We start from the raw sequence: 24,728 nt of genomic DNA, 5'->3' as shown, positions 1-24,728 counted from the left end.
AGTTGTTCTCGGTAATTGCTCCTGTATTGCTCTACCTTCTGCATTCATGCAGTCGTAAATGAAAATTTATTAATCTAGGTAGCGACACGTTTAGCCCTTTAAAGTGATTAACTCGTATTGCGGGTTGGTACAAGTTCAATTTTATTTAACCAGGCGGGGGGCTTATGCTTTGAGGTTTAATTTACAGCAGCCTGTTTGGTATATGAGTAAATAAGGATGCTAATCCTTAAAAATAAATAGGCTGTAATCGCTTTAACCCTTTATAAATCACTTAAACTGTTATGTAGACGCTTGCTATAAAGACGTAGGTTAAATACATAAAAAAGCGGCCTAGGCCGCTTAATTTATTGAATAAACTTTAAAGTTAAAAAGCGTATTTAACAGAGAATTGCAGGCGGTCTAAATCACCATCAACACCACTTTGGGTTTCTCGTTCAGCATGTTTTAACTCTGCACCAAACGTTAGGCGTTTAACTGGCGAGTATAAGATATTAGCGCTGTAACTTTGAGTCGATTCGGTTGGATCCCCAGAAACATTTAGCAAGTCGGTGTTATTATCTGCAGAAAAGAACGAGTAAAGGAATGTTGAGCGCCATTGGCTGTTCCATTTATGCTGATAAGCCACAAAGCCTGATGTTGAGTCAATGGCGTCTAGTTCATCCCCATTAAGTACGGCACCATGAGCAACATTTAAACCCACATACCGACCTAACCCTTTACCTTGTGTAAGCATAAATTTAATGTTGTCGTCGCTTACTTTAAACATACCCGATGCACTAATACCAAATGACGTTTCATCGGCATCAATACTACCTACTTTATATGTTAATTGGCGAGCTAGCGCGGTAACGACAAGATTACCCCAATCCGCTTTGTGGGTATATCGTGCAGTAAAGTCAGGAAGTGACGCATCATCTGTTGCAACACGTGATCCACCTGCTGTTGTAATCGTGCTTTCAGGGTTTTCTAATGAAAAAGACCATGCGCCAGTTGTGTATTTAATTTGAGCTTGGCGAACGAATACAGTTCCTTCAGCAGGGCCTACAAAGTCTAGCGTTTCAGGAAGGGCACCCACGTTTTGAAAGTTTGACCATGTTTGACCAAATAACCATCCGTCATAGGTGATAAAAGCATGGCGAATACGTGGTGCGAAGGAGTTTGATACGCGTTCATTACCACCCGCTGCTGATGCAAGAAAATCGATTTCAATTTTGCTATTAATTTTTTTGCCGTTATCGAGTAAAGTCGACGTACCAAAATTAAAACGCGATTGACGTGCATGCATATCAAATACTGCATCCGAGCTGTCATCATCACCTACTGTTAGTGTGCTTGGCACATAAAAATCACGACCAACACTTGTACCAGCAGAGGCACCCGCTGAATAATCACTCCACATTGTGTCGAGTTTAATATATCCGCCGTAAGTGAACTCAGTGTCACCGATTTTTGCAGCCGTCGCTGCATAAGAAGTGCTTGATAGTGCACATAAAACAGCGCTTGCTGCGAGTGTTTTTAATGGAGTAAATTTCATACTGGTATCCCTTGTTTAGGCTACTTGTTGTTTATTATTTTTCACTCGTTTTTGCTCAATATTTGCTACAGGTACAAATTACGAATAAAAATAAATGTTGTCAGTGTGTTTAGTGTTTAGTGTTTATAAATATTTTTGTAATTTTTAAACAATGCATGCAATAGGTTTGTTTGCTTAATTGTTCACCACAAATACTTTAGTTATGTGTAGTGTTTACTCAATTACCTATTGGTCTATAAGACTAAGGTTTAACAATTAGGTAGCTTCTTGTTACCTTTATTTAACACCCTGTATTGTTTACGTAAAAATATTTAAGTTTATTAATTATATAGTACAAACACGCAATAAGTAGGTGAGTACAACTAAGGTCTAATACTTAATAAAGCACTGCTGAGTAATCCTTGTTAAGAGCCCAAGGCAAGTAATTAAAACGGAGACTAAGATGTCACAAAGTATCTATCCAGTTCCTAAGCATATAAAAGACACAACACTTGTTGATAAAAATAAATATAATTCGATGTACCAGCAGTCAATTAACGACCCTGAAAGCTTTTGGAAAGAGCATGGGCAACGCCTCGACTGGTCTACTCCTTATTCAATTGTAAAAAATACATCGTTCGATAAGGGCCACATCAGTATAAAATGGTATGAAGATGGTTATTTAAATGCATCTTACAATTGTATCGATCGCCATTTAAAAACCAAAGCCGATAAAGTCGCGCTTATTTGGGAAGGGGATGATCCGTCACAAAGTGAAAACATCACATACCAACAATTACATGACGAGGTTGCCAAATTTGCTAATGGTTTAAAAAAGCTAGGCGTGAAAAAAGGTGACCGAGTTGCTATTTATATGCCTATGACTCCACAGGCTATTTATGCCATGCAAGCGTGTGCACGAATTGGCGCCATTCACTCGGTTGTTTTTGGTGGTTTCTCACCATCAGCAATTGCAGATCGCATAAAAGATTCAGGCGCAAAAGTGGTAATAACGTCAGACGAAGGTCGACGTGCAGGTAACTGCGTGCCATTAAAAGCGAATGTTGATGAAGCTGTGTTACAAGATTCTGTAACCACTATTGAGCATGTGATTGTCCACCAGCTGACCAAAGGTGAAGTTGATTGGCATGATCACGATATTTGGTGGCACGAATTAGTTGCTGACTTACCAGCACAGTGTGAACCGGAGCCAATGAATGCAGAAGATCCGCTATTTATTTTGTATACATCAGGTTCAACAGGCCAACCTAAGGGTGTTGTTCATACAACTGGCGGTTATTTAGTTTATGCGTCAATGACCCATGAGTACGTGTTTGATTTGCAAGACGACGATGTATATTGGTGTAGCGCCGATGTAGGTTGGATCACAGGGCACAGTTATATTGCATATGGACCGCTAGTCAACGGTTGTACACAAGTTGTATTTGAAGGCGTACCAACATACCCAACGGCAGGAAGAATGGGTGAAGTGGTCGATAAACATGGTGTCACTATTTTATATACCGCGCCGACAGCGATTCGCGCATTAATGGCTAAAGGTGATGAACCCACAGCAACTTCAAACCGCGATAGTTTACGCATTTTGGGTTCTGTAGGAGAACCAATTAACCCAGAAGCATGGAACTGGTATTACGAAAGCATAGGAAAGTCTAATTGCCCAATTGTCGATACTTGGTGGCAAACAGAAACGGGCGGTATTATGATCACGCCATTACCGGGTGCAACAGATACAAAACCCGGATCTGCAACACATCCGTTTTTTGGAATTGCACCGGCACTTTATGATGCTGAAGGAAATACACTAGAAGGTGCGGTTGACGGTAATTTGGTTATTTTAGATAGCTGGCCATCACAAGCGCGAACTGTTTATGGCGATCATGAGCGTTTTGAGCAAACTTACTTTAGCGCATACCCTGGAGTCTACTTTACAGGTGATGGCTGTCGTCGTGATGAAGATGACTATTACTGGATCACAGGGCGTGTTGATGATGTCCTCAATGTATCTGGGCATCGCTTGGGTACTGCCGAAATTGAAAGCGCCTTAGTTGCGCACGAAGCTGTAGCCGAAGCCGCCGTAGTCGGTTATCCACATAATATTAAAGGCCAGGGTATTTATGTTTACATTACGCCCAACGAAGGGGTCACGGTGAGTGACGAGCTTACAAAAGAGGTTCGAAATTGGGTTCGTAAAGAACTTAGCCCAATAGCCTCACCAGATATGATTCAATGGTCGCCGGGTTTGCCTAAAACACGCTCAGGTAAAATAATGCGTCGTATATTGCGTAAAATTGCTGCTAATGAGCACCAGCAGCTAGGTGATACGTCAACACTTGCCGATCCGTCGGTTGTGGATGAGCTTATTGAAAATCGATTAAATCGTTAAATACGCGTTAAAAGCTTGATTACAAGTTAATTCTAAACGTAGTATATCGGCTGTTACTTAGGAATAAGTATCAGCCGAATATTTAGGAGTGAACCATGAGTCAGTTTTTAATAGCGGACGATCATCCGTTATTTCGTGAAGCACTAAAGGGCGCATTGAGCTCTAAATTTGAAGGGCTTGAAGTATTCGAGTCGTCAGATTTTGACAGCACATTGCAGGTGTTAAGCGAACAAGAAGATCTTGATATATTACTGCTAGACCTTCACATGCCAGGAAATGGCGATTTGTATGGTCTTATTCGTATCCGAGAAGAGCACCCAAGCTTACCCATTGCTGTGGTTTCAGGCAGTGAAGACGTTAATATTGTTTCTAAAGTAATGGGTTATGGCGCTATGGGATTTATTCCCAAATCATCACCATCTGACGATATTGCCAGTGCTATAAACCAAATACTTGAAGGCGATACGTGGCTGCCAAAAGAGCTTAAAAATAAAGTAGCCGAGATTGAAGGTGAAGACAGAGAAATTGCAGCGCAAGTCGCTTCGCTTACACCTCAGCAATACCGCGTTTTACAGTATTTACATGAAGGATTACTCAATAAACAAATTGCTTATGAGTTGCATATTTCAGAAGCAACAGTAAAAGCACACATTACCGCAATTTTTAGAAAACTCGGTGTATATAACCGCACTCAAGCCGTACTTATCGCTGCTAAATTACAACTAGAGCCTATTGAGCCAGCTCAATAATAGTTTTAAGGGTTTTGAAGCGATTTATTACCGTTATATTTTACCCGCTATTTTGAATTGGTATTTTTGCGCAAGCGCATATTGAGGGTTATGTTTTGAAACTCGCTAAATTTAGAGCAGGCGTAGGTTAACTCCTCTAGGCAGCGTCTGCTTAGTATTAATGTTTTTTTATCTTTTACTGATGAAAAAAACACACTTAATACCTATTCCTCCTTTTGTGTTATTTGACTTTACTCATAAACCATTCACCTTTTAAACATGATCTAAATTACAAATAATGCTAGGTTACGGCAATTTTATAACTTTAAGAGCAGGGTATGACAGACTCCACACACTCACCTAGCAACAACCCAAATAAGGGGTTATTTAATCGGTTTTTAGCCACCGTCGAATTTTTAGGCAATATGCTGCCTCATCCAATTACACTATTTGCAATATTTGCAGTGGCGATTGTTGTGTTTAGCGGCATTGCAGATTGGTTTGGATTAAGTGCAATAGACCCTCGCCCGGTAGGCGCTCCAGGGCGCGCCGCTGACGGCGTTATTGAAGTCGTAAGCTTATTAAGCGCTGAAGGTTTACAACGCATTATGGCTGGGCTCGTTACCAATTTCACAGGGTTTGCTCCCCTAGGTACCGTGTTGGTTGCATTATTGGGTGTGAGCGTTGCTGAGCACTCGGGTTTGCTCTCTGCGGCTATGCGAGGCATGGTAATGGGCGCCTCTAAACGTTTAGTTACGTTTATGGTCGTGTTTGCCGCTATTATGTCAAATACGGCTTCAGAGCTTGGCTATGTGGTTTTAATTCCGCTCGCAGCGATGATTTTTCATAGCTTAGGGCGTCACCCATTAGCTGGCCTTGCTGCTGCATTTGCAGGTGTGTCGGGGGGCTATAGTGCTAACTTATTATTAGGTACTATTGATCCGCTCCTTGCAGGTATTACAACTCCTGCAGCTCAAATGATCGATCCAACCTATGTTGTTGGCGCAGAGGCAAACTGGTATTTCATGATGATATCGGTGCTTTTAATTTCAGTGCTGGGTACTTTAGTAACTGAAAAAATAGTTGAGCCACGCCTAGGCAAATATAATCCAGATGAAGCCAGTATTGACCTGTCGCAAAATAGCATCGATACCCTTACTCAAAAAGAAAAGTCAGGTTTAAAGTGGGCTGGCATTTCTTTACTCGCAGTTTCTTTATTACTTGCATGGACCATCGTTCCTGACGATGGCATTTTACGAAATCCTGCAACGGGTGAAGTCGCGGGCTCTCCTTTTTTAAAAGGGATTGTGGTTATTATTTTTGTGACATTTAGTATTCCTGGTTTTGTATATGGTCGTGTTGTTGGCACTATGAAAAACGATAAAGATGTTATTAACGCCATGAGTAAAAGTATGAGCTCGATGGGGTTATATATTGTTTTGGTATTTTTTGCGGCTCAGTTTGTAGCATTCTTCAAGTGGACTAATTTAGGCACTATTTTAGCTATAAATGGTGCGGCGCTTTTACAAGCTTTAAACCTGACAGGCCCTGAAGTATTTGTATTGTTTATTTTAATGTGTGCACTAGTAAACCTAAGCTTAGGCTCGTCGTCAGCGCAATGGGCGATTACAGCGCCTATTTTTGTTCCTATGCTTATGCTAATCGGGTACGCGCCAGAAACTATTCAAGCGGCTTACCGTATTGGTGACTCGGTAACAAACTTAATAACTCCAATGATGAGTTATTTTGGTTTAATCCTTGCTGTGGCTGTTAAGTACAAAAAAGATATGGGGATAGGTACTCTAGTTGCCACCATGCTACCATACAGCATTATATTTTTTATTGGCTGGGTCATTTTGTTTTATGTGTGGGTATTTTTACTTGGCATGCCGGTAGGGCCTGAGTCTCCAACATATTACACGCCATAATTACTTATTATATGCGAACAATAAAAAGCCAGCTAAGCTGGCTTTTTTTATAAAATTAACGCGGGGTAACTACAAAGGCTTATACGCGTTAGCTAAACACCACGGTTTTATTACCATTTATAAATAGCTTGTGCTCTGAAGCAAGTTGCAACGCTTTACAAAAAACTGTTTTTTCAACGTCTTTACCCATTTTTGCCATCATTTCAGCTGTGTTAGCGTGAGTCACACTTGTCACGTCTTGTAAAATAATTGGGCCTTCATCTAATTCATTATTTACGAAGTGAGCCGTTGCACCAATAATTTTTACGCCGCGCTCAAATGCCTGGTGGTACGGCTTTGCACCAATAAATGCAGGTAAAAAAGAGTGGTGTATATTAATGATTTTACCGTCAAACCGGCCTACAAATTCAGGGCTTAAAATACGCATATATTTGGCTAAACCAATTATATCTGGGTTATAACTAGCAATTAAATCACCTACTTGTTGGTCATGTTCACTTCGGCTTAGCCCAACATGCGATACCACATGAAATGGCACACCAAATCCTTTCGCAAGTGGTTCTAAATCAGGGTAGTTAGCAATAACAGCTAGCACTTCAATATTAAGTGTTTGTTCAAACTGTTTTAATAGCATACCACCTAAGCAGTGTGCTTCTTTGGTGGCAAGCAACACTACTTTAGTTTTTGCTTCGTCGTGCAGTGCAAGCTTGGCGCCTTCAGGTAATAAAGCGCGTAGCTGCTCTAAAAAGTCACTTTGTGGTTGCCCCGTCAGTTCAGTGCGCATAAAAAAACGTTTCGCGTCTTTATCTACAAATTCGTTATTACGTGTAATGTTCAAGTTATTTTTATGACAAAGCCCGGTAATTTTAGCAATTAAGCCCACATCATCGGCACATTGGGTGGTTAGTATGTAACTCATTTTCCTCATTCTTACCCTGTGATTAATGTTCCATTATTTGTGTTTTAGCACATAAAGCAAGGGCTTTGTGGGCTAATCAAATATTAATCATGTTATTACAAGCTTTTAGTTTAATTTAGACGTTACATAGCGGTGGGGCATATTGAGGTAAATAAAAAATGCCACCCAAATACACAGGTGGCACTTATTTGAAAATGCTAGGTTTTTGGCTTAGATGCCAAGTCGTCCTCTTGGCGTAAAAAGCCAGCGGCTTCTTCATCGTCTTTAGTTAAAGCAGGTTGCATAGGCATTGCGCGAGTTTGCTGATTTAGCTGATGCAGTTGAGAGGCATTACCTAAATCGCGTTCACTCGTTATTGACGCAATTGATTCGCGGTCTTTCAAAAAGGCGATTACATCTTTTTTGATTGCTTGTAATTGACCTTCATCTTTGTGCATTTCCATAATATGGCGAGGATGTTCAAGGTTTTTCATACCTGTTGCGGCAAAGGTTGTCGAAACAATACGTGAAACAATAACCCAAGGCGTTATGCTGCTGCGTACTAGGGTGTTTTCTGAGCGTGTGCTGTCGTGAATCCCAGTACCTGTTGATATTTTGGACTCTGTAAATGTGCCTTCACATTTAAAATACACCAGTAAAGATTCAAATTGCATTTCGGCAAAAAACAAATGGGCACTGTTACTTAACAGCTGTGCAAAAGCTTTAATTAATACACCAATCAGTAATAAGTGAACACTTGCCATTAATAGCTCACTAAACTCTATAATATTTTGATTATTAAACGCTTGTTCAATGGTGTTTATATTTGCAGCTTCAATATAGTGGTAAATATTAATAAATGAATAAGCAAGTAATACGGTAAAGCTAAGCGCTGCAATGTAGAGCAAGTTACCGCTAATTAACGCAATTAAACGCGAAAGGCTAAACTGTCTACCTAAATCCATAGTGTGCAGTTTAGGTTGAATTTCTTGAATCATTTCACCTTTAAATCCGCCTTTACCTTCAATTTGCTCTTGTAGCTTAGGGTCTAATTCACGGTAAACCCTATTCGGCACTTCTTTGTAACGACGGTTTGCCATCACTAAATTATCAAGGTTTATAAAAATTTCGTCAGGGTGAACAGACTCTTGCCAGTTTTCTCGAAGTTCTGATACTTCTGCACTGGGGGTCACTACGTTTAAACGTGCTTTAATCATTACAAATACAAGAGCACAACTCAGTGCGGCTAGTATAATAATGGCTGTTAAATACAGCCCTGCATTGAGGCTGGGTAATTGTTCTAGCCAGTTGTCTATTTGTTGTTTACTAATGCGTTGCTCCTGCATTAGCCACGACATAGAAAGGCCTATAGCAATGGGTAATATAAACGATAAAGAAATGATCTTAGCAAGCGCACCCGTGCCCAATGCTTCAATGTTTTTTTCTGCATTACGAGAAATAGGTTTGCCAGACGAACGCCAAGAAAACAGCACATAAAACATCAAAATAGCGCTATATATTGGAAAAGCGAGTTCTCCTGCTTCGCCTGTAAAGCCTGATAATGACACAAACGCAACTAATGCATAAGCAATAAGTGCAACCAGCGTACTAACCCATGAGCCAAATAAACGTTGTGCAACATTACGTATTGGATAGGGCAAAAATAATAGTTTTGGTATTAAGCTGTGCAGTAAGCGAGATAAAAAGCCATTTGGCTCTTTGAAGGTACTGTTTTTGCGCCCAACAAGCATTTCTTCTAGTGTTTGTGCCGTGTAGGCTACTTCGTTTTTTTCTTCTTGTGCAGTCGATGTTTGTGATTTACTAAAGTTAAATGCCAGCGATGTAGGGTGGTTCCTGCCTACAAAGTACTTAAGTGTGGCGTAAATGCCGCCCGATAAGGTACGAATACCGAGTGCGAGTATCAGCATGCCAAATATCATTAAAATCCAACCTGCGGTTGCATCTTCTTTTACTGAGCCAGATGCGGTGACCAAAAGGCCGACACCAACAATAGACTCAATAAGTCCTCTTACGGCCTTTACTTTTCCCTCCAGTTTAAAAGGGTTCTTTAGTCCAAGATCGATTGATCCGTAATCAAAAGCCATTAAATGCTCCTTATAAATAGCATACCCTAAAAAGGGAATATCAGCAGAGTTACAATAACGTATGCACTTTAAACATTATTGCTTAATTTTTGATTGTATATCAATAATATTGTTCAGTTTAAGGTTATTTGAATATGTTAGTTTAAATCTTTTATGGTTGTCATGATCAAATCGGAGTGCAGTGCTTATGAAGTTAATCTATGTGGATGATAATTTACCAGGTATCACTCGAAAGCTTAAAAATAAGCAATGGCAGTATTTCGATCCCATTGGCAAATTAATAAAAGATGAAGCGGTTATTGAGCGTTTGAATGGCTTAGCATTTCCGCCTGCTTACAAAAGTGCATGGTTTTGCCCCGAAGAAAACGGACATATTTTAGCCACAGGTTTTGATAGTAAAGGAAGAAAACAATACCGATACCACCCAGAGTTTAGAGCACAGCAAGAGGCTAAAAAATACCAAGCTTGTGGTGTGTTTGGCCACAAACTTCCTTTATTGAGAGCCCGTTTAGAATCAGATTTACAAGGTAGCGAGCTAAATATAGGGCGAACATTAGCTGCGGTAGTTAGGCTTATGGATTTAGGAGCGCTAAGAGTTGGCAATGAGCGAAACGTAAAACAAAATAAAAGCTTTGGCGCTACAACGTTACGCACACGACACGCAAAACTGACAGGTAAAAATATTCAGTTAAAATACCGGGCAAAATCGGGAAAAGAACGTGAGGTTAATATTACTGACAGAGTGCTAAGCCATGTAATTAAAGACTTACAAGATTTGCCTGGCCAGCATTTATTTCAGTACATAAGTGAAGGTGAGCGTACTAACGTAACATCGAGCGAAATAAACCAATACATACAGCGAATAATGGGAGAGGAGTTTAGTGCAAAACATTTTAGAACTTGGCGAGCAAGCGTAATTGCATTTAAGCAGCTCGCTAAGGCCAAAGGCGCACTTACCTTAAAAAGCATGCTCGATTGTGTGTCTCAACAATTAGGCAATACCCCAGCAATAGCGCGCAAATCTTACGTTCATCCGGCTTTAATTACCCTATGTAAAAAAGATGAAGCAGCACAAAATGCGTGGCGTGAGTCACTTACTTTACCTCGAAAGACAAAATATTTAAGCCGTTACGAACGTGGTTTTTTAGCATTTTTAAATGATTAATCGGGATAGCAACTTTACACACTTGAGTATATTAATTACACAAACAGGTTGTATTATAACGTAGATGAATTAAATTTTATTTTTAAAATTAAGTAATATCAGCGGTTTACTGTATTTTTTGTTATTGGCACTGACGTTGCACCCTTAGTTGATAAATTAACGGCAAGTACAAATTTATTTATCAACACTATTTAGCGAGGGGTACAACGTGAAGGGACTATCTATAAAAAAATGTTTTACTAAAACAAACAAAGCTACTTTTAAGGGGGCTTTGCTTGTGAGTTTAGTAAGTATGTTTGCTTCACCCATACTAGCGAGTGATGATCTAGACGGTGCTTTACTTGCCAGCACTTCACTGACCACATACAGCTCACAGCATTACACGCAAACAAGTGATAGTTATTACTTTGATCAATATTCAGCCCAATTAATAAAGCGTACTGAAAAAGCGATTAATTGGTACCAAGAAATAGTGAATCGTGGTGGGTTTATTCCTTTACCAGCCAGCGAGTTGCTAGAACTAGGCAGTAACAGTAGAGCTGTGAGTTTATTAGCAATGCGTTTATTTCAAGAACAAGATTTACACACTAACGTATGCGGTGAATCGCCATGCCTTTTTGATAAACATATTGAGCTTGCTGTAAAGCAGTTTCAATATCGTCATGGCTTAAACGTTGATGGGCGAGTAGGCCAGAACACGTTTGCCAAGCTTAATATTTCAGCTGAGCAAAAGCTCAATAAATTAAAGTTAAACTTTTATAGAATTACTAACTTTGCCGGTTCGAGCGATGAGCACTACGTGTTTGTAAACATTCCTGAGTATCAACTGCGTTATGTAAAGGTAGGCGATGTAAAGCTTCAAAACAACGTGATTGTTGGTAAACCTAGTTGGGAAACACCGTCGTTTAGTGACGAAATAGAAAAATTTGTAGTTAACCCTGAGTGGCGCATACCTATTTCAATTGCTACTAGAGAAATAGCTCCTAAAGTAGCAGAAGATCCTGATTACCTTGTTAAAAACAATATTGAAATCAGAAAAAACAGCTACATAGACTCACAAACAGTTAACCCCAGTAATATTGATTGGGATTCAATTAAGCCTTATCAGTTTGATCATTTTTTAGTGAAACGTGCGGGTGAAAAAAATCCCCTTGGTGAAGTAAAATATTTGTTCCCTAACCCTGAGGCAATTTATGTACATGATACACCTGCAAAGCAGCGCTTTAGCCAAACAAGACGTGCGCTATCGCATGGCTGTATAAGAATTGAAGACCCTTTTTCACTTGCACAAGAAATAATTAAACACCAAGGTGAAGAACATGCATTGGCACAAGTTAACGATGCACGCAGTGAAGACAGCACACAAACATTTTATTTGGACGAGCCATTACCCATTCATTTAGTTTATTGGACTGCGTGGGTGGATGAAAATAAGCTCGTTAACTTTAGAGATGATATCTACAATCGCGATCAAAAAGCACGCCTTAAAAATGATAACCAGTCGGTTATTGCGGCATTATTAGAAAGTAAATAATGAGAAGTAATATGAAATTAATCGGTTTTTTATTAATCAGTATGTTGGCTACTCTGCTTAGTACGCATTTATTTGCCTCTCAGCCTGCTAAAACGGCTCATCAGGTTGTTGATATACAAAACAGGCCTGCTTTTGAGGACGCAGAATTTAGTTTAAAAATTAACGATATTGTCATGCCATACTCGCTTTTTTCGGTGTTTGTAATGCCCAATGAGCAGGTTGAATTTGAAGTGCTCTATGCGCAATCACCTGACGCCTACACATTAATTAGCGATCAAAAGCCCATGCTAACTGATACTAATCGTTGGCAATGGCAGGCCCCGGATACTCCCGGTTTAACATCGGTAATAATTGAATCGCCAAATAAAAAACAACGTATGGTAATAAATGTGTTTGTAAAAGTACCTGCCGATAAAGTAGAGGGGGGTAAGTTAAAATATTACCAAATAGGGCACTACCCGAAGCCATCGCAAATCAAAGATTCAAAACATTATATTGTGCCTAATGGGTTTGTTGAAGTGACTCCTGAGAATGAAAGTACCAAATTATCGCCTCACTTTTCTTTAAAAGAATTTGTGAGTAAGCAAAAAAGTAATCATCCCAAGTATCTCTTTTTGCAAAGCAAACTGCTGCTTAAGCTAGAAATAATTCGTAAGGAACTAATTTTAGAAGGCATTCCAGTTAGTAACATGGTGGTGATGAGTGGTTACCGAACACCTTATTACAATAGAGCCATTGGGAATGTGAAACTAAGCCGTCATGTGTTTGGAGACGCTGCGGATATTTTTATCGATAACGATGGAAATTACCGTATGGATGATATAAATAAAGATGCCAAATATACTATTGAAGACGCAAAAGTGATGGCAAATATTGTAGAGTCGTTAGCCAGGCGCGAATCATTTAAAGGCTTATTAGGTGGTTTGGGCGTTTATGGCCCTAAAGCGCACCGAGGGGCATTTATTCATGTTGATACACGTGGCTTTAAAGCCCGCTGGGTAAGTAAATAAAGTTTACACCTGATAAATAAGGAATATATTGACGCCTTTTTATCAGGTGTAAGTGTCTTTATTGCAACATAAACGTTTCGTATTCTAGGTCTTCAAACTGCTTTGATAGCCAAAACAAGCCTACTACAGAGGTAATTATTGTAGAGAGAGCAAACCCGTAGCCATAAAACTGTGGCCCAAGTGCAATAGATAAATACGTAAGCACAATGTTTAATGCTAAAAATAGGCCCGAGAGCACTAACACAGTAAAGCGCTTATCAAGATAGAACAATATATTGAGAATAGATAAAAATATTACCTGCACGCCTACGCCCACTACATCAATAAAAAGGAGTGTTTTATAGTTAGGATCAATGCCAATATAGGTAAGGATTTGCTCGCCCCATAATAATAAACACGCAACGGTAATGCCTTGAATTTTAAATATGTCGTACAAGCCGCCTCGTGCTGTCGTGATCATGTTATCTTTTAAAAAGTATATCTCTTCGAGTGAGGAGCCCCCCCTAATTGCAGAATAAAAACGGTCATATTGCTCTACAAAGTCGGTTTCCATTCTTACTAAAAATACAGCCATCCCGGGGATAATCGATAAATAAGCCAGAAATATGGGAAGATCGTAAATTGGGCTAGCCCTCAGGGGACCTATGATATGAATAGATGTGCTTGGTGAAAACCAAAACAAAATTTTGTCAGCCCATACGCCAATATTGTAAAATAACCCGCAAAAAAACAGCATGTAATAGACTTTTTTTCGACTAAGAAAGTCAAAGCTGATTAGCTTATTGCCTGGATAGCGGCGAATAATCATGAATAAAAAACTAAAAAACAGCAGCGCTTCACCAGCAAAAAAAGCAAAAAATAGTCCATCTAGCTGCCAATCTCGTAGTAAAAATGCGAGTAGTACCATGAACGCGTAGCCGCTGAGCATGGTAATTAATATAAGGCGGTACTCCTTCATACCCGATAAAAATATAGCACCTAGCCATTGATTACATAGGCTAACAAAACCACCTAAAATAATAATTTTAGTTACAACGGGTAAAGGCAAAAATGGCCACACAGCAAACCCAACCAGTAATGCACCTATCGTCGTAATAAGTTGCGCACCAAGTAAATTGGGTAGTACCGAGTCATCATCTTTTGTAAAAAATAAATCAGCAACAAACCGCGTAAGCATTAGCTGTAAGCCGCCAGTTAATATTAACGAGGCCGCCATCATGTAAGTGATAAGCGTTAAAAACTGAATAATCAGTAATTTAGGTAGTACAATCCCAAGGCTTAAAATACCAATCAGCATCAGTGCAATAATTGATAATAACCAAGGGCCCGAGCCAATTAAACCTGCGTAGCTATAGGCTTCAAAAACAGAGAGGAGGGTATTTTTTTTGAGAATTTTCCGTATCTCAAAACCTATTCCGGCCATGACATTGTATCCTTATACAGCTTGTTGTATCGGGCAAACATGTGGCTTTCGTCATAAAACGTTTTTACACGTTTTAAACCACTGGTTTGATACTCATGCCATTTTTCATTGTTCTTTAGTATGTTTGCTATTTGTAATGCAGTTTCGCTAGGAGATGCAATTGAGACGACTTCACCAGCTTTACCCAGTGCTTTGTCTTGCTCTGTTGAACCTTCAATAATTTCTCGGCATGAACCCACATCACTGGCCAGTGCAGGAACGCCTGCTGCCATTGCTTCTAGTAATACTAAGGGTTGCGCTTCAGAAATAGATGTTAAAGCAACAAGGCCTAATTTAGGGAGTATTTCGGCAATATTTTGCATACCTAAAAATTTAACATGGTGTTCTAAATCAAGGCTTCCCACCAATAATTGACACTCCTTGTAGTATTTAGGGTCTTCTTCAAAAGGGCCTATGATCCACCCCTCTATTGTGGGCATGCTTGATTGCACTTCTTTGATGGCACGAATAAAGGTTTTAATATCCTTTATTGGTACTACGCGGCCAATTAATCCGACGGTTAATGGAATAGTTTTAGAACGTGCAGCTAGTGCTTTGGCATAATGAGCGGTTTTAATACCGTTAGGTACGACTAACGCACGCTCCTCACAGGCTCCATCTTTAATTTGGCGTTGCCTATTGCCTTCGTAAAGTGAAATGATTTTATCGGCTTGGTGATAACTTGTGCGGCCTACTTGTTCAAAGAAAGTGATCCACATTCGGCGAATAAAGCCCATTTCGGTATTTAAATTTTTACCTAAAATTGCTTCAGACTCTTTTATCCAATCGGCTTGAATTAAGTCTATTTTTCGCTCTTTTGTATAAATACCATGCTCAGTTAAGAGGTAAGGCGTGTTATTAATTACACTTGCACCAGCACCTAAAAAACCGGCATAACCTGTCGAAATAGAGTGTATGAGTTTAACTTTTGGTAATTGGCGGGCAATATCTGCAATTTTAAATAAAGGTTTATACAAGTTACGATACGACCAAAAAAAATCAATAAAAGATGATTCGTCGCAAAATGTTAAATAGTAATCTGCTAATACTTGCCAAGATGACTCACTATATAAAAAATCAGCCTCGTTTATGCCATTTTTTTGCCCAAGTTGTTCAAATGCAAATTTAAGTAATTCAGTAGGAATAGGCTCTTTTGAGTCCCTAAAGTAACGTTGTAGTTGCTGCCAAAATTCAAATAACTCTTTTTTATATTTAACGCCGTGCTTTGCTTTTATATCAGTATTATTTTGCTCTACTAAATAGTGAACATGCAATTTTGTGACATTTTTTGGAAGTGTATATTTAATGTCGCCATAATGCTCAGAAGCACCGCCTAAAAAAATAAGCTCAAAGTTATAATGAGGTAGCCCTTCAATAATTTGATGAACCCAACTTGATACGCCCCCACGCACATAGGGATAAGTACCTTCTAACAATAATAATATATCAGCATTGGGTTTAGGCATTCCAATACTCCTGTAATTGGCGAAGCTCGCTTCCTTTAGGTTGTTCAGGTAGCTCACTTAAGTAGCGTTTACAGTCATCATATTTACTCATACAAAAGGCAACTTCGGCTTTGTAGGGTAAAACATGGCGACGCGCCATACCTAATTCAGTTGCTTGTACAAGAAAATCAAGCGCACGTTCGTAATGACCCAGCGCTAAATAAACACGCCCTAAAAATACATAATTAGCTGGTTTTTGCGCGTACTCAATACTTTGTAAACTGAGCGCTTCAGCTTTTTCTAATACATATGTTTTTAGAGCGCCTTGTGCAAGCCCTAAATAACTAAGCTCCCAATACACTTGGGCTAATTGTTGCTGTAAATTACTCAGCTCAGGTTGTTTTGTGGTGCTGGCTATTTGTTGCTGATAAACACTAATTTTTTCGTTTAATTTTGTTTCTTTAGCGTCAAGTGTTGAGTAAGCCAGTAAGCGTATATCGTCTTCTAAATCTTTGAGGGCTAGTTTTAAAATTGGGATTGCTTGGCTGTCGCGCATGTGCCGAGCAGCCATTACCGCGGTTAAGCGTTTATTGGGCTCTGTTGCATACTTTAAAATAGCTTTTACGCCACCAATTGAATAAGTAGGGTTTATTGAAATATCGCGAACTTCAAAGGGGAGCTCTGGAATTTCATGTTCTATTATTTCAGTATCGTCATTTTTAAGTGGCTTACATAGCGCGAACGTAAGCGCCAGCACGACACCTAAAAGACCAAAAACAGGTAGGCTAAACAGTAACAAGAAGAATAATAGCGAGCCATTTATAAGCGTTGTTTTATATTTTTTAGGAATAAAAACGTAGCTTACAAAGGTAAAAAGTATGCTTGCAATGCAATGCAGTAAAATAACAATAAGCCAGTTTGGTGTGTCTAGAATCTCTCGCAGTGCAAAATATTCACATAAAAATGCAACTAAGGCGGCTATCACTACTTTAATCATGCAGGGTTACCAGTTTAGATAATTCATCCTTATTGACCGGAAATGCGACTTCTTTCTCAATAATAATATCGAGTTCTGTTAAGATTTTACCGGTACGCTCTTTACACCAGCTGTTCATTCGCATTACAAAACCGTCTTTTTCAAGTTCATCGGCAAGCGGCATCAGGATTAATAAAACTTGTTTTTCATTATCGTATAAATAAATGTCTAACCCTCGGCGAGCTTCGGTTAAATACTCCATTAGCCTTCGAGATTCATCGTTAATACTTAGCGCGTTTACCTTTAAAAAGTATGAAGGTATTTTATAACGCTTTGCTTCCTTGTTTGCGTGTTTAACTTGGCGCTTAAAGTAGGGCGACTCTTCACGTGTCATTATTGGGTTAGTGATTTCGTGACGCAATAAATCACCAATGTGTCCGGCCATGACTGCAAGTAAAGTAAGGGTGTTTTCTTTGAGAGCAAAAAACTTCACTTTTTCAACTAAAATAGCCCCATAAATTGTGTCGTTAACATCAATCAATGGAATGGCAATATGATACTTGCTATCACCCGATGAAGCTTTTGGGTTTTTAAGTGACACCAGTTCTTTTTCGTCAAACATGGCAGCTATTAACGGGTCTGAATTAGATGGCTCGCTCATTTTACCTATAGAAGCTAGTGCAGGCTCTCGTATTTTATTGTTTTCTACTTTATACAAGCCTGCTTTTTCAATCGAACCATATTCTATAAATAAATTTAAAATAACCTCTGCGGCACTGTCTAAGCGCCTTTCTTTTAACTTTCCAATTGATTCGCGTACGGCTTGTAATGACTCACGTAAACTAAGCGTATGTCCAGCAAGCATTTGTTCAATGCGGTCATGTGATGAGCTAATTAAATGATATTGGCGCGTAAATTTTTCAAGTCGATCAGATACATATGCAAGTTGAATACTTTGCTGTTGATTAGTGCGCTCCCATACATCTCTAAATTCACCTGCCACCATAACCACAATAATGTAGCCAATCATAGCGTTAATATTAAACTCACTTTGAGGGTCTAATATAGTGCTTTGTATTAGCAATAATTGCCCTACGAGTAAGGTTAAAATACTAATAAAACCTTTTGAGAACCCATAGCGAAGAGCCACAAGTAGCGGTCCTAATACCGGCCAAGAAAACCCTCCTTGCGTCCAATAGGGATCCTCAGCGTTAAATAGAACAGGCAGCCCTAAAGCTAAAGCGGTAAAAAAACATACCTCAGCCCATATCTGTAGCTCAGGAACGTCTCTTGGGCGTAAGAAATGTGTTTTCACTCACTAACCTCAATGTAAGACACTAAATCGGCAATGACATCTTGCGCCGTTGCTGCAATGCTATCGCGTCCCCAACCGCTCTTTGCAATGGTGCCGGTCCAAATTGGTGTTGTTTCCCCGTTTTTTGTAAGCGATAAAGTAAGTGCAACCACAGGCTCTCCATCAAGACCTGCTTTATAACGCCATTCTTCAATACTGCCACTAAGTACATAGTCAGCTTGTTGAGTATTGAGCCATTGCATTGCATTGTTTAAACGGTATTGATCGTCTAAAGGTGGGAGGTCTTTACTGCTATTTCTTGGCGCACGAAGTAACTTAGGTAGCTTATTTTGTTGCCAAATACTCGCTAAAATATCTTCAGCGCGTTCACCTGCCAGTGGTGTTTGTGCATGATTAACAAGCGGTAATAAAGCCACGGTTGTTGATGGGCTAATTTCGATGTCATCAGCAATTCGGCTTGTTGTACAAGCTGATAAGAGCAAAACTAAACTAAGTAAAACTAAGCGAAACATATTCTCTCCTAACATTAAAAATGTATGTAATATCCTAATTGTAACTGTGTATCTGAGTTACCGACTTTATTACTACTTTGGTAACCGAGCTGTAATTTAAATAAATCATCACCAAGGACAGACCACCCGGCCCCACTGGAAACAGACACATCTATTGTATCGTTCAGTGTTTGATAGCCTGTACTTATGTCAAATAGCCAAGACGGACTGGCACCCAAGTATGGGGGCGTTAATGAGCCTGTTGATGCAAATGAAGTACCTAGGGCAAAGCGCCTAAACGGCTCAATAACTATTCGTCTGGGTCTTCTGTCTGTATTAATCGCAGTATTTACTCGTTCAAAGTCTTGCCATTGCGCACTAAAGTAGGCGTTCCAAATAGGGCGATCTTTTAAAATACTGTATTGGTAGCGTGCGTTATACTCTTGTCCATTAACGAGTGTGCTGTTGTTGTCTCTACGCGTGAACGACATAGCAGCTGCTGATAGCTGCATGCTTTGTCTGTTATCAATATTATAATTTATATAAGCCGTGGCTTTATTAAGTTGCGCATAGCTGAGTAACACTTCAGATTGGCGGTTTTCGGCGTTGTAGTGTAAGTTTACGCCAACTTGAGTACGCGCATCCCACTGATAACGAGAATCTAAACTCAAGCCTTGTCGGCTAACAATATCGCCCTGATGTGTATCAACTTTTGCATTTAAAGCCCAACGGCCAAACGTCATGGTATTTTCTATTGCGAATAGCAGTCCGTTATTCCCAAGGTTTTGCTGATCGCTAAGGCTAAGTTTCCACTGACCTTTTGCATAAGGGAAATACACATTTATGTCGTATTGCGTACTATTGAGCCCAGCTTGCGGTGATAGGTTTACTTCAAGTGCGCGAAAATAAGCTGTTCGCGTGTTTCTTAAAAAGCCTAGTTGAGCTTCGTTTGGTTCGTTAATTAGCTCTTCATACCAACGTTGCATAGTTGCATAAGGTTGATTTAGGTATAAAAGCGCGCTTAATTGATCGTTTTCGCTAAGCGTATTTGTGTCAACTAATTGTTTAATTTTAATAAATTCACCTTGGGTCATGTACAACTGGAGTGTTTGCCAAGGCTCAAGTTTTTGCGCCGCACGGCGCGATAACCACCAATTTGCTTGTGCTGTGCCTATGGTTTCAGGGGCTAACTCATCGAGTGTGTTTAGCTGCATTAAATGAGGCATAGCCATAGCGCCAGCCCAGCGAAACATAAGTCCTCGGTATGCGTATTTATCTTTCGGTAAATGCTGAAGAAGATAATGATTAAGCTCTGTGGCGTTAGCGTAATAGCCAAGTTGTCTCATTACATCGGCTAAATTTACTAATGTGGTTAAGTCACTGGGCTCAGCTATCGCTAGTTTTCGTAGGTAAAAATAAGCACTGTTATATGACTTTTCATAAATTGATAAACTTGCCAAAAGCTGACCCCACGCATACGTTGGGTCGTTGTCTGCATAGTTATTTAAAATACGTGAAATCATAATACTGTCATGCATTTGCAGTGCTAACCAGCCTTGTGTAAGCACCACATCGGGGCTGTATTCGCTCAGTTTTGCGGCACGGTTAAGTGTTGTATAAGCTGAATTCAAATCGCTTTGATTTTGATACCAGTTAGAAATAATTAACCAAGCAGGGTAGAGCGCCTTGTTGTAGCGCTGCTTGTTTAGTTCATTGTGGATTCGTTCAACGGCGTTTGAATCGTTTATTTGCGTACTTAAGTTAGCAATGTCAATTAGCTGACTTTCGCTCAGTGAAGGTTGCTGCCACAAATACGTCAATAATTCATGTGGGTTGCCTTCAAATCTAAGTTGCTGGTACTGCAATAAATCGCCTGCGCCTAATTTACCCAGTGCTTTGAGTTGCTCAAGGGCATGAAGCTGTTCTTTTTTATTTTTTACCCTGAGCGCCATGTCAACGCGGGCACTCCAAAACTCGTCATCGGTACTTTGCTGCTTTTGCTTTAAAATAGTTAGTGCCGTGTTAAAGTCGTTTTTTAACCAAAACGCGCGAGCTAGCCACATTAAATCTTCTTCGTTTTTGGGACCCTGATAAATAGGCCACAAATTACGTAAACCGTTTAAGTTGCCTGTGTCATGTAATACTTTTGCTTTCCAATATTGCGATAATACGCTTTTACCGTTTATGCTTTCAAAACGCTCTATGTGTCTGAGCTCTTGTTTGGCATCGCCAATAAATTCGTTAGTTTGCATCCATTTAGTAAAGCCATTGCCTTTTAGTTGCCTATTTTTAGCTTTATAAGCGTAAATGTCGTTAGCGTCTTGGTACAAGTATAAAGCCGTTGCATCGTTAATACTGTCTGTAAGCATTGATGCGGTAACAGCTTTATTTATCATTAACCATTTAAATTCTTTAAGTGCTTCTTTTGGCTTATTAAGCCAGCGCTTTACTTTCCAGTTAAGTAAATGAAGCTCTTTATCGTTAGGCTTTTGTTTTAGTAGTTTTGAAAGCAATATTTCAGCGCCATTAGCATCGCCATTAGCTAAGTGAAGCTGCATTGACTGTGTTAAGTATTTATTATTGTTAGGTTCTTCGCGCAGCAGTTTTGTAGCTGCAGTAATTGCATCTTCTTTATTGCCTGCTAAGTCAGCGAGATAAAGTGTGCGCTTTATGTTTGATTGATCCCCATATTGCTTCCACCACGCATAAGCTTGCACCGCTTCGTTTGCCCCGAGAGCGGTTTCAATGGCTTTTTCAGCTATTGTTTCGCTCATGTTATTTTTGTAAAGCAGCAGCGCTTTTGCAGGCTCGCCTGCGGTTAGCCAATAATCAGCGGCAATTAACGGCTTTTTGTGTGTTTGATAATAATGTGCAAGCTTAACATTCAAACCGAGTGCCTTAGCGATGCTAAGAACGTCTTCGTTCCATGGTTTATAGGCACTAACCTTTAATGAAAGCTCTTCAAATCGATCATCTTCATTGGCACCACTTGCAAGCCATAATGAGTAAAGTAATTTTATTTCAAGTTCTGTTTTACGCCGACTTTTTGTTAGTCTTTCTAGCTCACTAGTTGCGTTTGAATATTCACTCAATGCAATATGCAGTTCAACTAATTTAGCGCGCAGTTTTTCATTGTTTGGGTCAGTATTAAGTGCAGCGTGTAAGTATGACTTTTCGAATGTGTAGTCTTGTGAAAGTGCATCGTCTTCAAAAAATAAGGTGTGCGGAAATAGCGCATACAACGAAAAACAGCTAACAGCGAGTATTGTTAAAATTGTTTTTATTGAAACTAAATGAGGGCGCTTTTTGGTATTCATTACTTAGCAACCCCTGTGCAGTTCAAATAACCAAAAAAATCACCTGCAGGCAGTTTAAAGTGGGTTATTTTTCCGCGAGTGATACCTTTATACCTTTTTCCCATGTGAGATATAAATTGGCATGAGCGGGCATTCACTAAATCAAGTGTTGCAGGTATCCACGCTTTAAAACTAACCGCACCATTTACTTGCCATGTATCTATTACTACATTGGCAGAGGCTAAATAAGGGGTATTATTTTTTTTGCTGTGGTCAAAACTAATACGCGAGATACCCTCAATAGTGTGTACGTAGTTGCCTTGTTGCGTTACCCCTAGCAGCCCATCGCTTTGTGATATGTTTGCAATATCAAAGTCGCTGGGTATGCGAAGGGTGCGAATGTTTTTTGAACTAAACAACCAGTCGCCTTTACTATTTTTAGCTAAAGCAGAAAAGTAAAAATCTTTCGCAATTTTTGCATAATGGCTTAAGTACACCGGTGTATTAGGTCTTTCTAATGCATAGTCAATATTATGCTTTAGGGCGTCAAGCCCTGCAGGAACTTCGCCAGAATAAAAATGATAGTAAATAGTATAGGGCTTTAACCTGTATGGCTTTTCGGTTATTTCAAAGGTTTCTGTTAGTCGCTTAAATCCGTAATACGGACCATGCCATAAATTAGTGTATACGTTTTCGTTCAGTATTGGCGCGTAAATTTGATACAGTAAATCACCCTCAGGGCGCGCAATCGGCGATATATGTGAAAGGCTAGGGTTATCACTATTTACATCAGTATTGCCGCCATTTACATTTAGTACACCAGCATTACGCGCTATTTTTAATGCGTCTGGACCGGGTGTAGCATCGCCCGACCACAACATAAGTACTGTTTTTTTTCCTTTAGGTACTAGCCTTTCGTTAATGTAATTAATGGTGCCGGTAATTTCTTTTTCTAAGCTAATTGTGTCATAGCCAGGTACATCTAAATGAAACCCATAGTCTGTATCTTCTTCGTCAATCTCTTTTCGGCCCGAAAGCGCGGTCCAAAAGTAAGGGTGACTATAAGTATGCGAAGCCACTTCTACATAGGGGAGTTCAAAAATACTGCGCGCAATTTTTTCTAGTTTATTACTGTGTTTAGCATGAATTCCTCCAGGCTCAATATCAGCCTGAATAATGGAAGATGTTATGGGAAGTTTATAAGGTTTAATAATGTCATCGCGAATGACCTCTGCGGCATAAGGACTTCCTTCAAAGTGTGCAATGCTGGTAAAGCCATCACCATCTATATGCATAGTAAGCATTCGTCTGCCACTTTCGGTCGTTGTATCGGGTGCTAGTATAGCGGGTAATCCCATTGCTTTTGTAAGCAGTGTAAGTGGGTCAACAACCCAGTTACTGCCTTCCATTGGTAGCGTATCAATTAGCCATGGGGCGACAATAACTGCACCATATTTGGTTTTGGCACTTTGTACAATTGTGCTGCCATCAGTTGCTGTTATATCAATAAGGGTGGTGGCTTCTGGCGCTAATTTTAATAAATAAGGTTTGGTAATGGCAGGCGAAGAACCTGACTCACCTTCTAACCATGGTGTTAAATAGTTAAGTTTATAAGGGCCAGGGGGGGAGCTGTTCAGCGTTTGCACGCCTAATGCTGCTAATAATTTAGCTGATTGTGGTAGCTCACCAACAATTAATTGAGGCACAACGCCTAAGTTGCTCTCAAGCCAGTTTATAACCGTCGCAGAGTAGAAGCCGGCCATGTTGGTCCACGAAATAATTCCAGCATGTAAACTTGGGTCAACTAATGGCAGATCTCGCTTGGCCATATCAATATAGTCAGGAATATAACCTAGATACTCAATCAGAGTGGCCAGCTTTAAGTGAACCGTAGAATAAATTAGAGGTTTTAAGTCACTATTGTACGGAATAAGCACACGCCTAGGTACGGGGCTAATAGCTGATGTTCCCCAGGTTTGTAAATGCCCATCGGTCACCCAAGCATTAAACCCTGAAGCAATAATTTTTTCAGCCATTACAAGACGTTTATCAGGTTTTGCATAATCAATAACTTGCACGTTAAAGCCTAAACTTTGCGCTTTTTTAAGTTGGGCAGCTAACCATGCTTGATCGCTCTCAGTGGTAAATTTGTAGCTATTATCAAGCGGATTAAAATGGCTAAATAACCCCTCAGCGACTAAATCGGTTGCAAGGTTTTGTAGGCTAGGAAGTAACTCAAAGCCACGATTGAGCACTAATTGCTTGTTAAATACTAAAGAAAGATCTTTTATTATTGAAACTAATCCAGCCTGCTGCGCTGATTTGTTGTAGCGTGCGTTGTCTAATAATTGATAGCTATCAAGGGTGTCTAAAAACAACCCACTAAAGCCACGTTTTTTTAACGTAACAGCCGAGCTATTTAATTGTTGTTGCCATTGTGTTGAAGTTAAATCGGAAA

At 39.7% G+C, this 24,728-nt stretch carries 15 protein-coding genes and 1 pseudogene; 6 read left to right on the top strand and 10 right to left on the bottom strand.

Features of this window, described 5'->3' with window-relative positions; genetic code table 11:
* Positions 1–364: 364 nt before the first annotated feature.
* Positions 365–1,534, bottom strand: coding sequence for a DcaP family trimeric outer membrane transporter (locus ATS71_RS00315; RefSeq protein ID WP_058403017.1), 1,170 nt, complete (start codon positions 1,532–1,534; stop codon positions 365–367).
* Between the two features lie 442 nt (positions 1,535–1,976).
* Between ATS71_RS00315 and acs the strand changes: the two genes are divergently transcribed.
* The 3 genes from acs (at position 1,977) to ATS71_RS00300 (ending at position 6,573) form a co-directional block, all read left to right on the top strand.
* Positions 1,977–3,917, top strand: coding sequence for an acetate--CoA ligase (acs, locus tag ATS71_RS00310; protein ID WP_058403016.1), 1,941 nt, complete (start codon positions 1,977–1,979; stop codon positions 3,915–3,917).
* 95 nt (positions 3,918–4,012) lie between these two features.
* Positions 4,013–4,666 carry a response regulator transcription factor gene (locus ATS71_RS00305; RefSeq protein ID WP_058403015.1) on the top strand — a complete coding sequence of 218 codons (654 nt, stop codon included), beginning with the start codon at positions 4,013–4,015 and terminating at the stop codon, positions 4,664–4,666.
* A gap of 317 nt (positions 4,667–4,983) precedes the next feature.
* Positions 4,984–6,573 (top strand): AbgT family transporter, encoded by a 1,590-nt coding sequence (locus tag ATS71_RS00300; protein WP_058403014.1) that lies wholly within the window; start codon positions 4,984–4,986, stop codon positions 6,571–6,573.
* Positions 6,574–6,661: 88 nt separating this feature from the next.
* On the opposite strand, the gene purU is transcribed toward ATS71_RS00300, so the two are convergent.
* Positions 6,662–7,492 carry a formyltetrahydrofolate deformylase gene (gene purU / locus ATS71_RS00295; RefSeq protein ID WP_058403013.1) on the bottom strand — a complete coding sequence of 277 codons (831 nt, stop codon included), beginning with the start codon at positions 7,490–7,492 and terminating at the stop codon, positions 6,662–6,664.
* A gap of 197 nt (positions 7,493–7,689) precedes the next feature.
* A complete protein-coding gene (locus tag ATS71_RS00290) occupies positions 7,690–9,576 on the bottom strand; it encodes a hypothetical protein (RefSeq protein WP_058403012.1) in 1,887 nt (628 codons plus the stop codon).
* A gap of 187 nt (positions 9,577–9,763) precedes the next feature.
* Here ATS71_RS00290 and ATS71_RS00285 point away from each other — a divergent pair, with 187 nt between their 5' ends.
* From ATS71_RS00285 to ATS71_RS00275, 3 genes are all read left to right on the top strand, one after another.
* Positions 9,764–10,741: a DNA topoisomerase IB gene (locus ATS71_RS00285; RefSeq protein WP_058403011.1), complete on the top strand. Its 978-nt coding sequence runs from the start codon at positions 9,764–9,766 to the stop codon at positions 10,739–10,741.
* Positions 10,742–11,018: 277 nt separating this feature from the next.
* Positions 11,019–12,275, top strand: a complete 1,257-nt coding sequence (locus ATS71_RS00280) for a L,D-transpeptidase family protein (protein ID WP_235591381.1) — start codon at positions 11,019–11,021, stop codon at positions 12,273–12,275.
* A gap of 11 nt (positions 12,276–12,286) precedes the next feature.
* Entirely contained in the window at positions 12,287–13,285 is a 999-nt protein-coding gene (locus tag ATS71_RS00275) for a D-Ala-D-Ala carboxypeptidase family metallohydrolase (protein ID WP_058403322.1), read from the top strand.
* 58 nt (positions 13,286–13,343) lie between these two features.
* Here the strand turns inward: ATS71_RS00275 and pelG are convergent, their stop codons facing one another.
* The 7 genes and pseudogenes from pelG to ATS71_RS00240 form a co-directional block, all read right to left on the bottom strand.
* On the bottom strand, positions 13,344–14,708 hold the full coding sequence (gene pelG / locus ATS71_RS00270; protein ID WP_058403009.1) for an exopolysaccharide Pel transporter PelG: 1,365 nt from the start codon (positions 14,706–14,708) through the stop codon (positions 13,344–13,346).
* Positions 14,696–16,213: a GT4 family glycosyltransferase PelF gene (gene pelF, locus ATS71_RS00265; RefSeq protein WP_058403008.1), complete on the bottom strand. Its 1,518-nt coding sequence runs from the start codon at positions 16,211–16,213 to the stop codon at positions 14,696–14,698. The genes pelG and pelF overlap by 13 nt, the downstream gene beginning before the upstream one ends.
* Positions 16,206–17,189 (bottom strand): tetratricopeptide repeat protein, encoded by a 984-nt coding sequence (locus tag ATS71_RS00260; protein WP_058403007.1) that lies wholly within the window; start codon positions 17,187–17,189, stop codon positions 16,206–16,208. Before ATS71_RS00260 ends, pelF begins: the two co-directional genes overlap by 8 nt.
* Complete coding sequence (locus ATS71_RS00255) at positions 17,182–18,483, bottom strand: PelD GGDEF domain-containing protein (RefSeq protein ID WP_058403006.1); 1,302 nt, start codon at positions 18,481–18,483, stop codon at positions 17,182–17,184. Before ATS71_RS00255 ends, ATS71_RS00260 begins: the two co-directional genes overlap by 8 nt.
* Positions 18,480–18,995 (bottom strand): hypothetical protein, encoded by a 516-nt coding sequence (locus ATS71_RS00250; protein WP_058403005.1) that lies wholly within the window; start codon positions 18,993–18,995, stop codon positions 18,480–18,482. The genes ATS71_RS00255 and ATS71_RS00250 overlap by 4 nt, the downstream gene beginning before the upstream one ends.
* Positions 18,996–19,009: 14 nt before the next feature.
* On the bottom strand, positions 19,010–22,291 hold the full coding sequence (locus ATS71_RS00245; protein ID WP_058403004.1) for a tetratricopeptide repeat protein: 3,282 nt from the start codon (positions 22,289–22,291) through the stop codon (positions 19,010–19,012).
* Positions 22,291–24,728 (bottom strand): annotated as a pseudogene (locus ATS71_RS00240) (endo alpha-1,4 polygalactosaminidase); the annotation flags it as partial. The gene ATS71_RS00245 and the pseudogene ATS71_RS00240, both read right to left, overlap by 1 nt.

This window comes from Pseudoalteromonas sp. H71, from assembly GCF_001468485.1.
Taxonomy (GTDB): domain Bacteria; phylum Pseudomonadota; class Gammaproteobacteria; order Enterobacterales; family Alteromonadaceae; genus Pseudoalteromonas.
This window is presented reverse-complemented; position numbering and strand designations above follow the sequence as displayed.

What these genes read in the sequence shown, in the direction of transcription:
- ATS71_RS00300 (WP_058403014.1), top strand. Translation starts at nt 4,984, where the DNA reads ATGACAGACTCCACACACTCACCTAGCAACAACCCAAATAAGGGGTTA.
- ATS71_RS00305 (WP_058403015.1), top strand. Translation starts at nt 4,013, where the DNA reads ATGAGTCAGTTTTTAATAGCGGACGATCATCCGTTATTTCGTGAAGCA.
- ATS71_RS00245 (WP_058403004.1), bottom strand. Translation starts at nt 22,291, where the DNA reads ATGAATACCAAAAAGCGCCCTCATTTAGTTTCAATAAAAACAATTTTA.
- ATS71_RS00260 (WP_058403007.1), bottom strand. Translation starts at nt 17,189, where the DNA reads ATGATTAAAGTAGTGATAGCCGCCTTAGTTGCATTTTTATGTGAATAT.
- ATS71_RS00275 (WP_058403322.1), top strand. Translation starts at nt 12,287, where the DNA reads ATGAAATTAATCGGTTTTTTATTAATCAGTATGTTGGCTACTCTGCTT.
- ATS71_RS00285 (WP_058403011.1), top strand. Translation starts at nt 9,764, where the DNA reads ATGAAGTTAATCTATGTGGATGATAATTTACCAGGTATCACTCGAAAG.
- ATS71_RS00250 (WP_058403005.1), bottom strand. Translation starts at nt 18,995, where the DNA reads ATGTTTCGCTTAGTTTTACTTAGTTTAGTTTTGCTCTTATCAGCTTGT.
- ATS71_RS00315 (WP_058403017.1), bottom strand. Translation starts at nt 1,534, where the DNA reads ATGAAATTTACTCCATTAAAAACACTCGCAGCAAGCGCTGTTTTATGT.
- pelG (WP_058403009.1), bottom strand. Translation starts at nt 14,708, where the DNA reads ATGGCCGGAATAGGTTTTGAGATACGGAAAATTCTCAAAAAAAATACC.
- purU (WP_058403013.1), bottom strand. Translation starts at nt 7,492, where the DNA reads ATGAGTTACATACTAACCACCCAATGTGCCGATGATGTGGGCTTAATT.
- ATS71_RS00290 (WP_058403012.1), bottom strand. Translation starts at nt 9,576, where the DNA reads ATGGCTTTTGATTACGGATCAATCGATCTTGGACTAAAGAACCCTTTT.
- acs (WP_058403016.1), top strand. Translation starts at nt 1,977, where the DNA reads ATGTCACAAAGTATCTATCCAGTTCCTAAGCATATAAAAGACACAACA.
- pelF (WP_058403008.1), bottom strand. Translation starts at nt 16,213, where the DNA reads ATGCCTAAACCCAATGCTGATATATTATTATTGTTAGAAGGTACTTAT.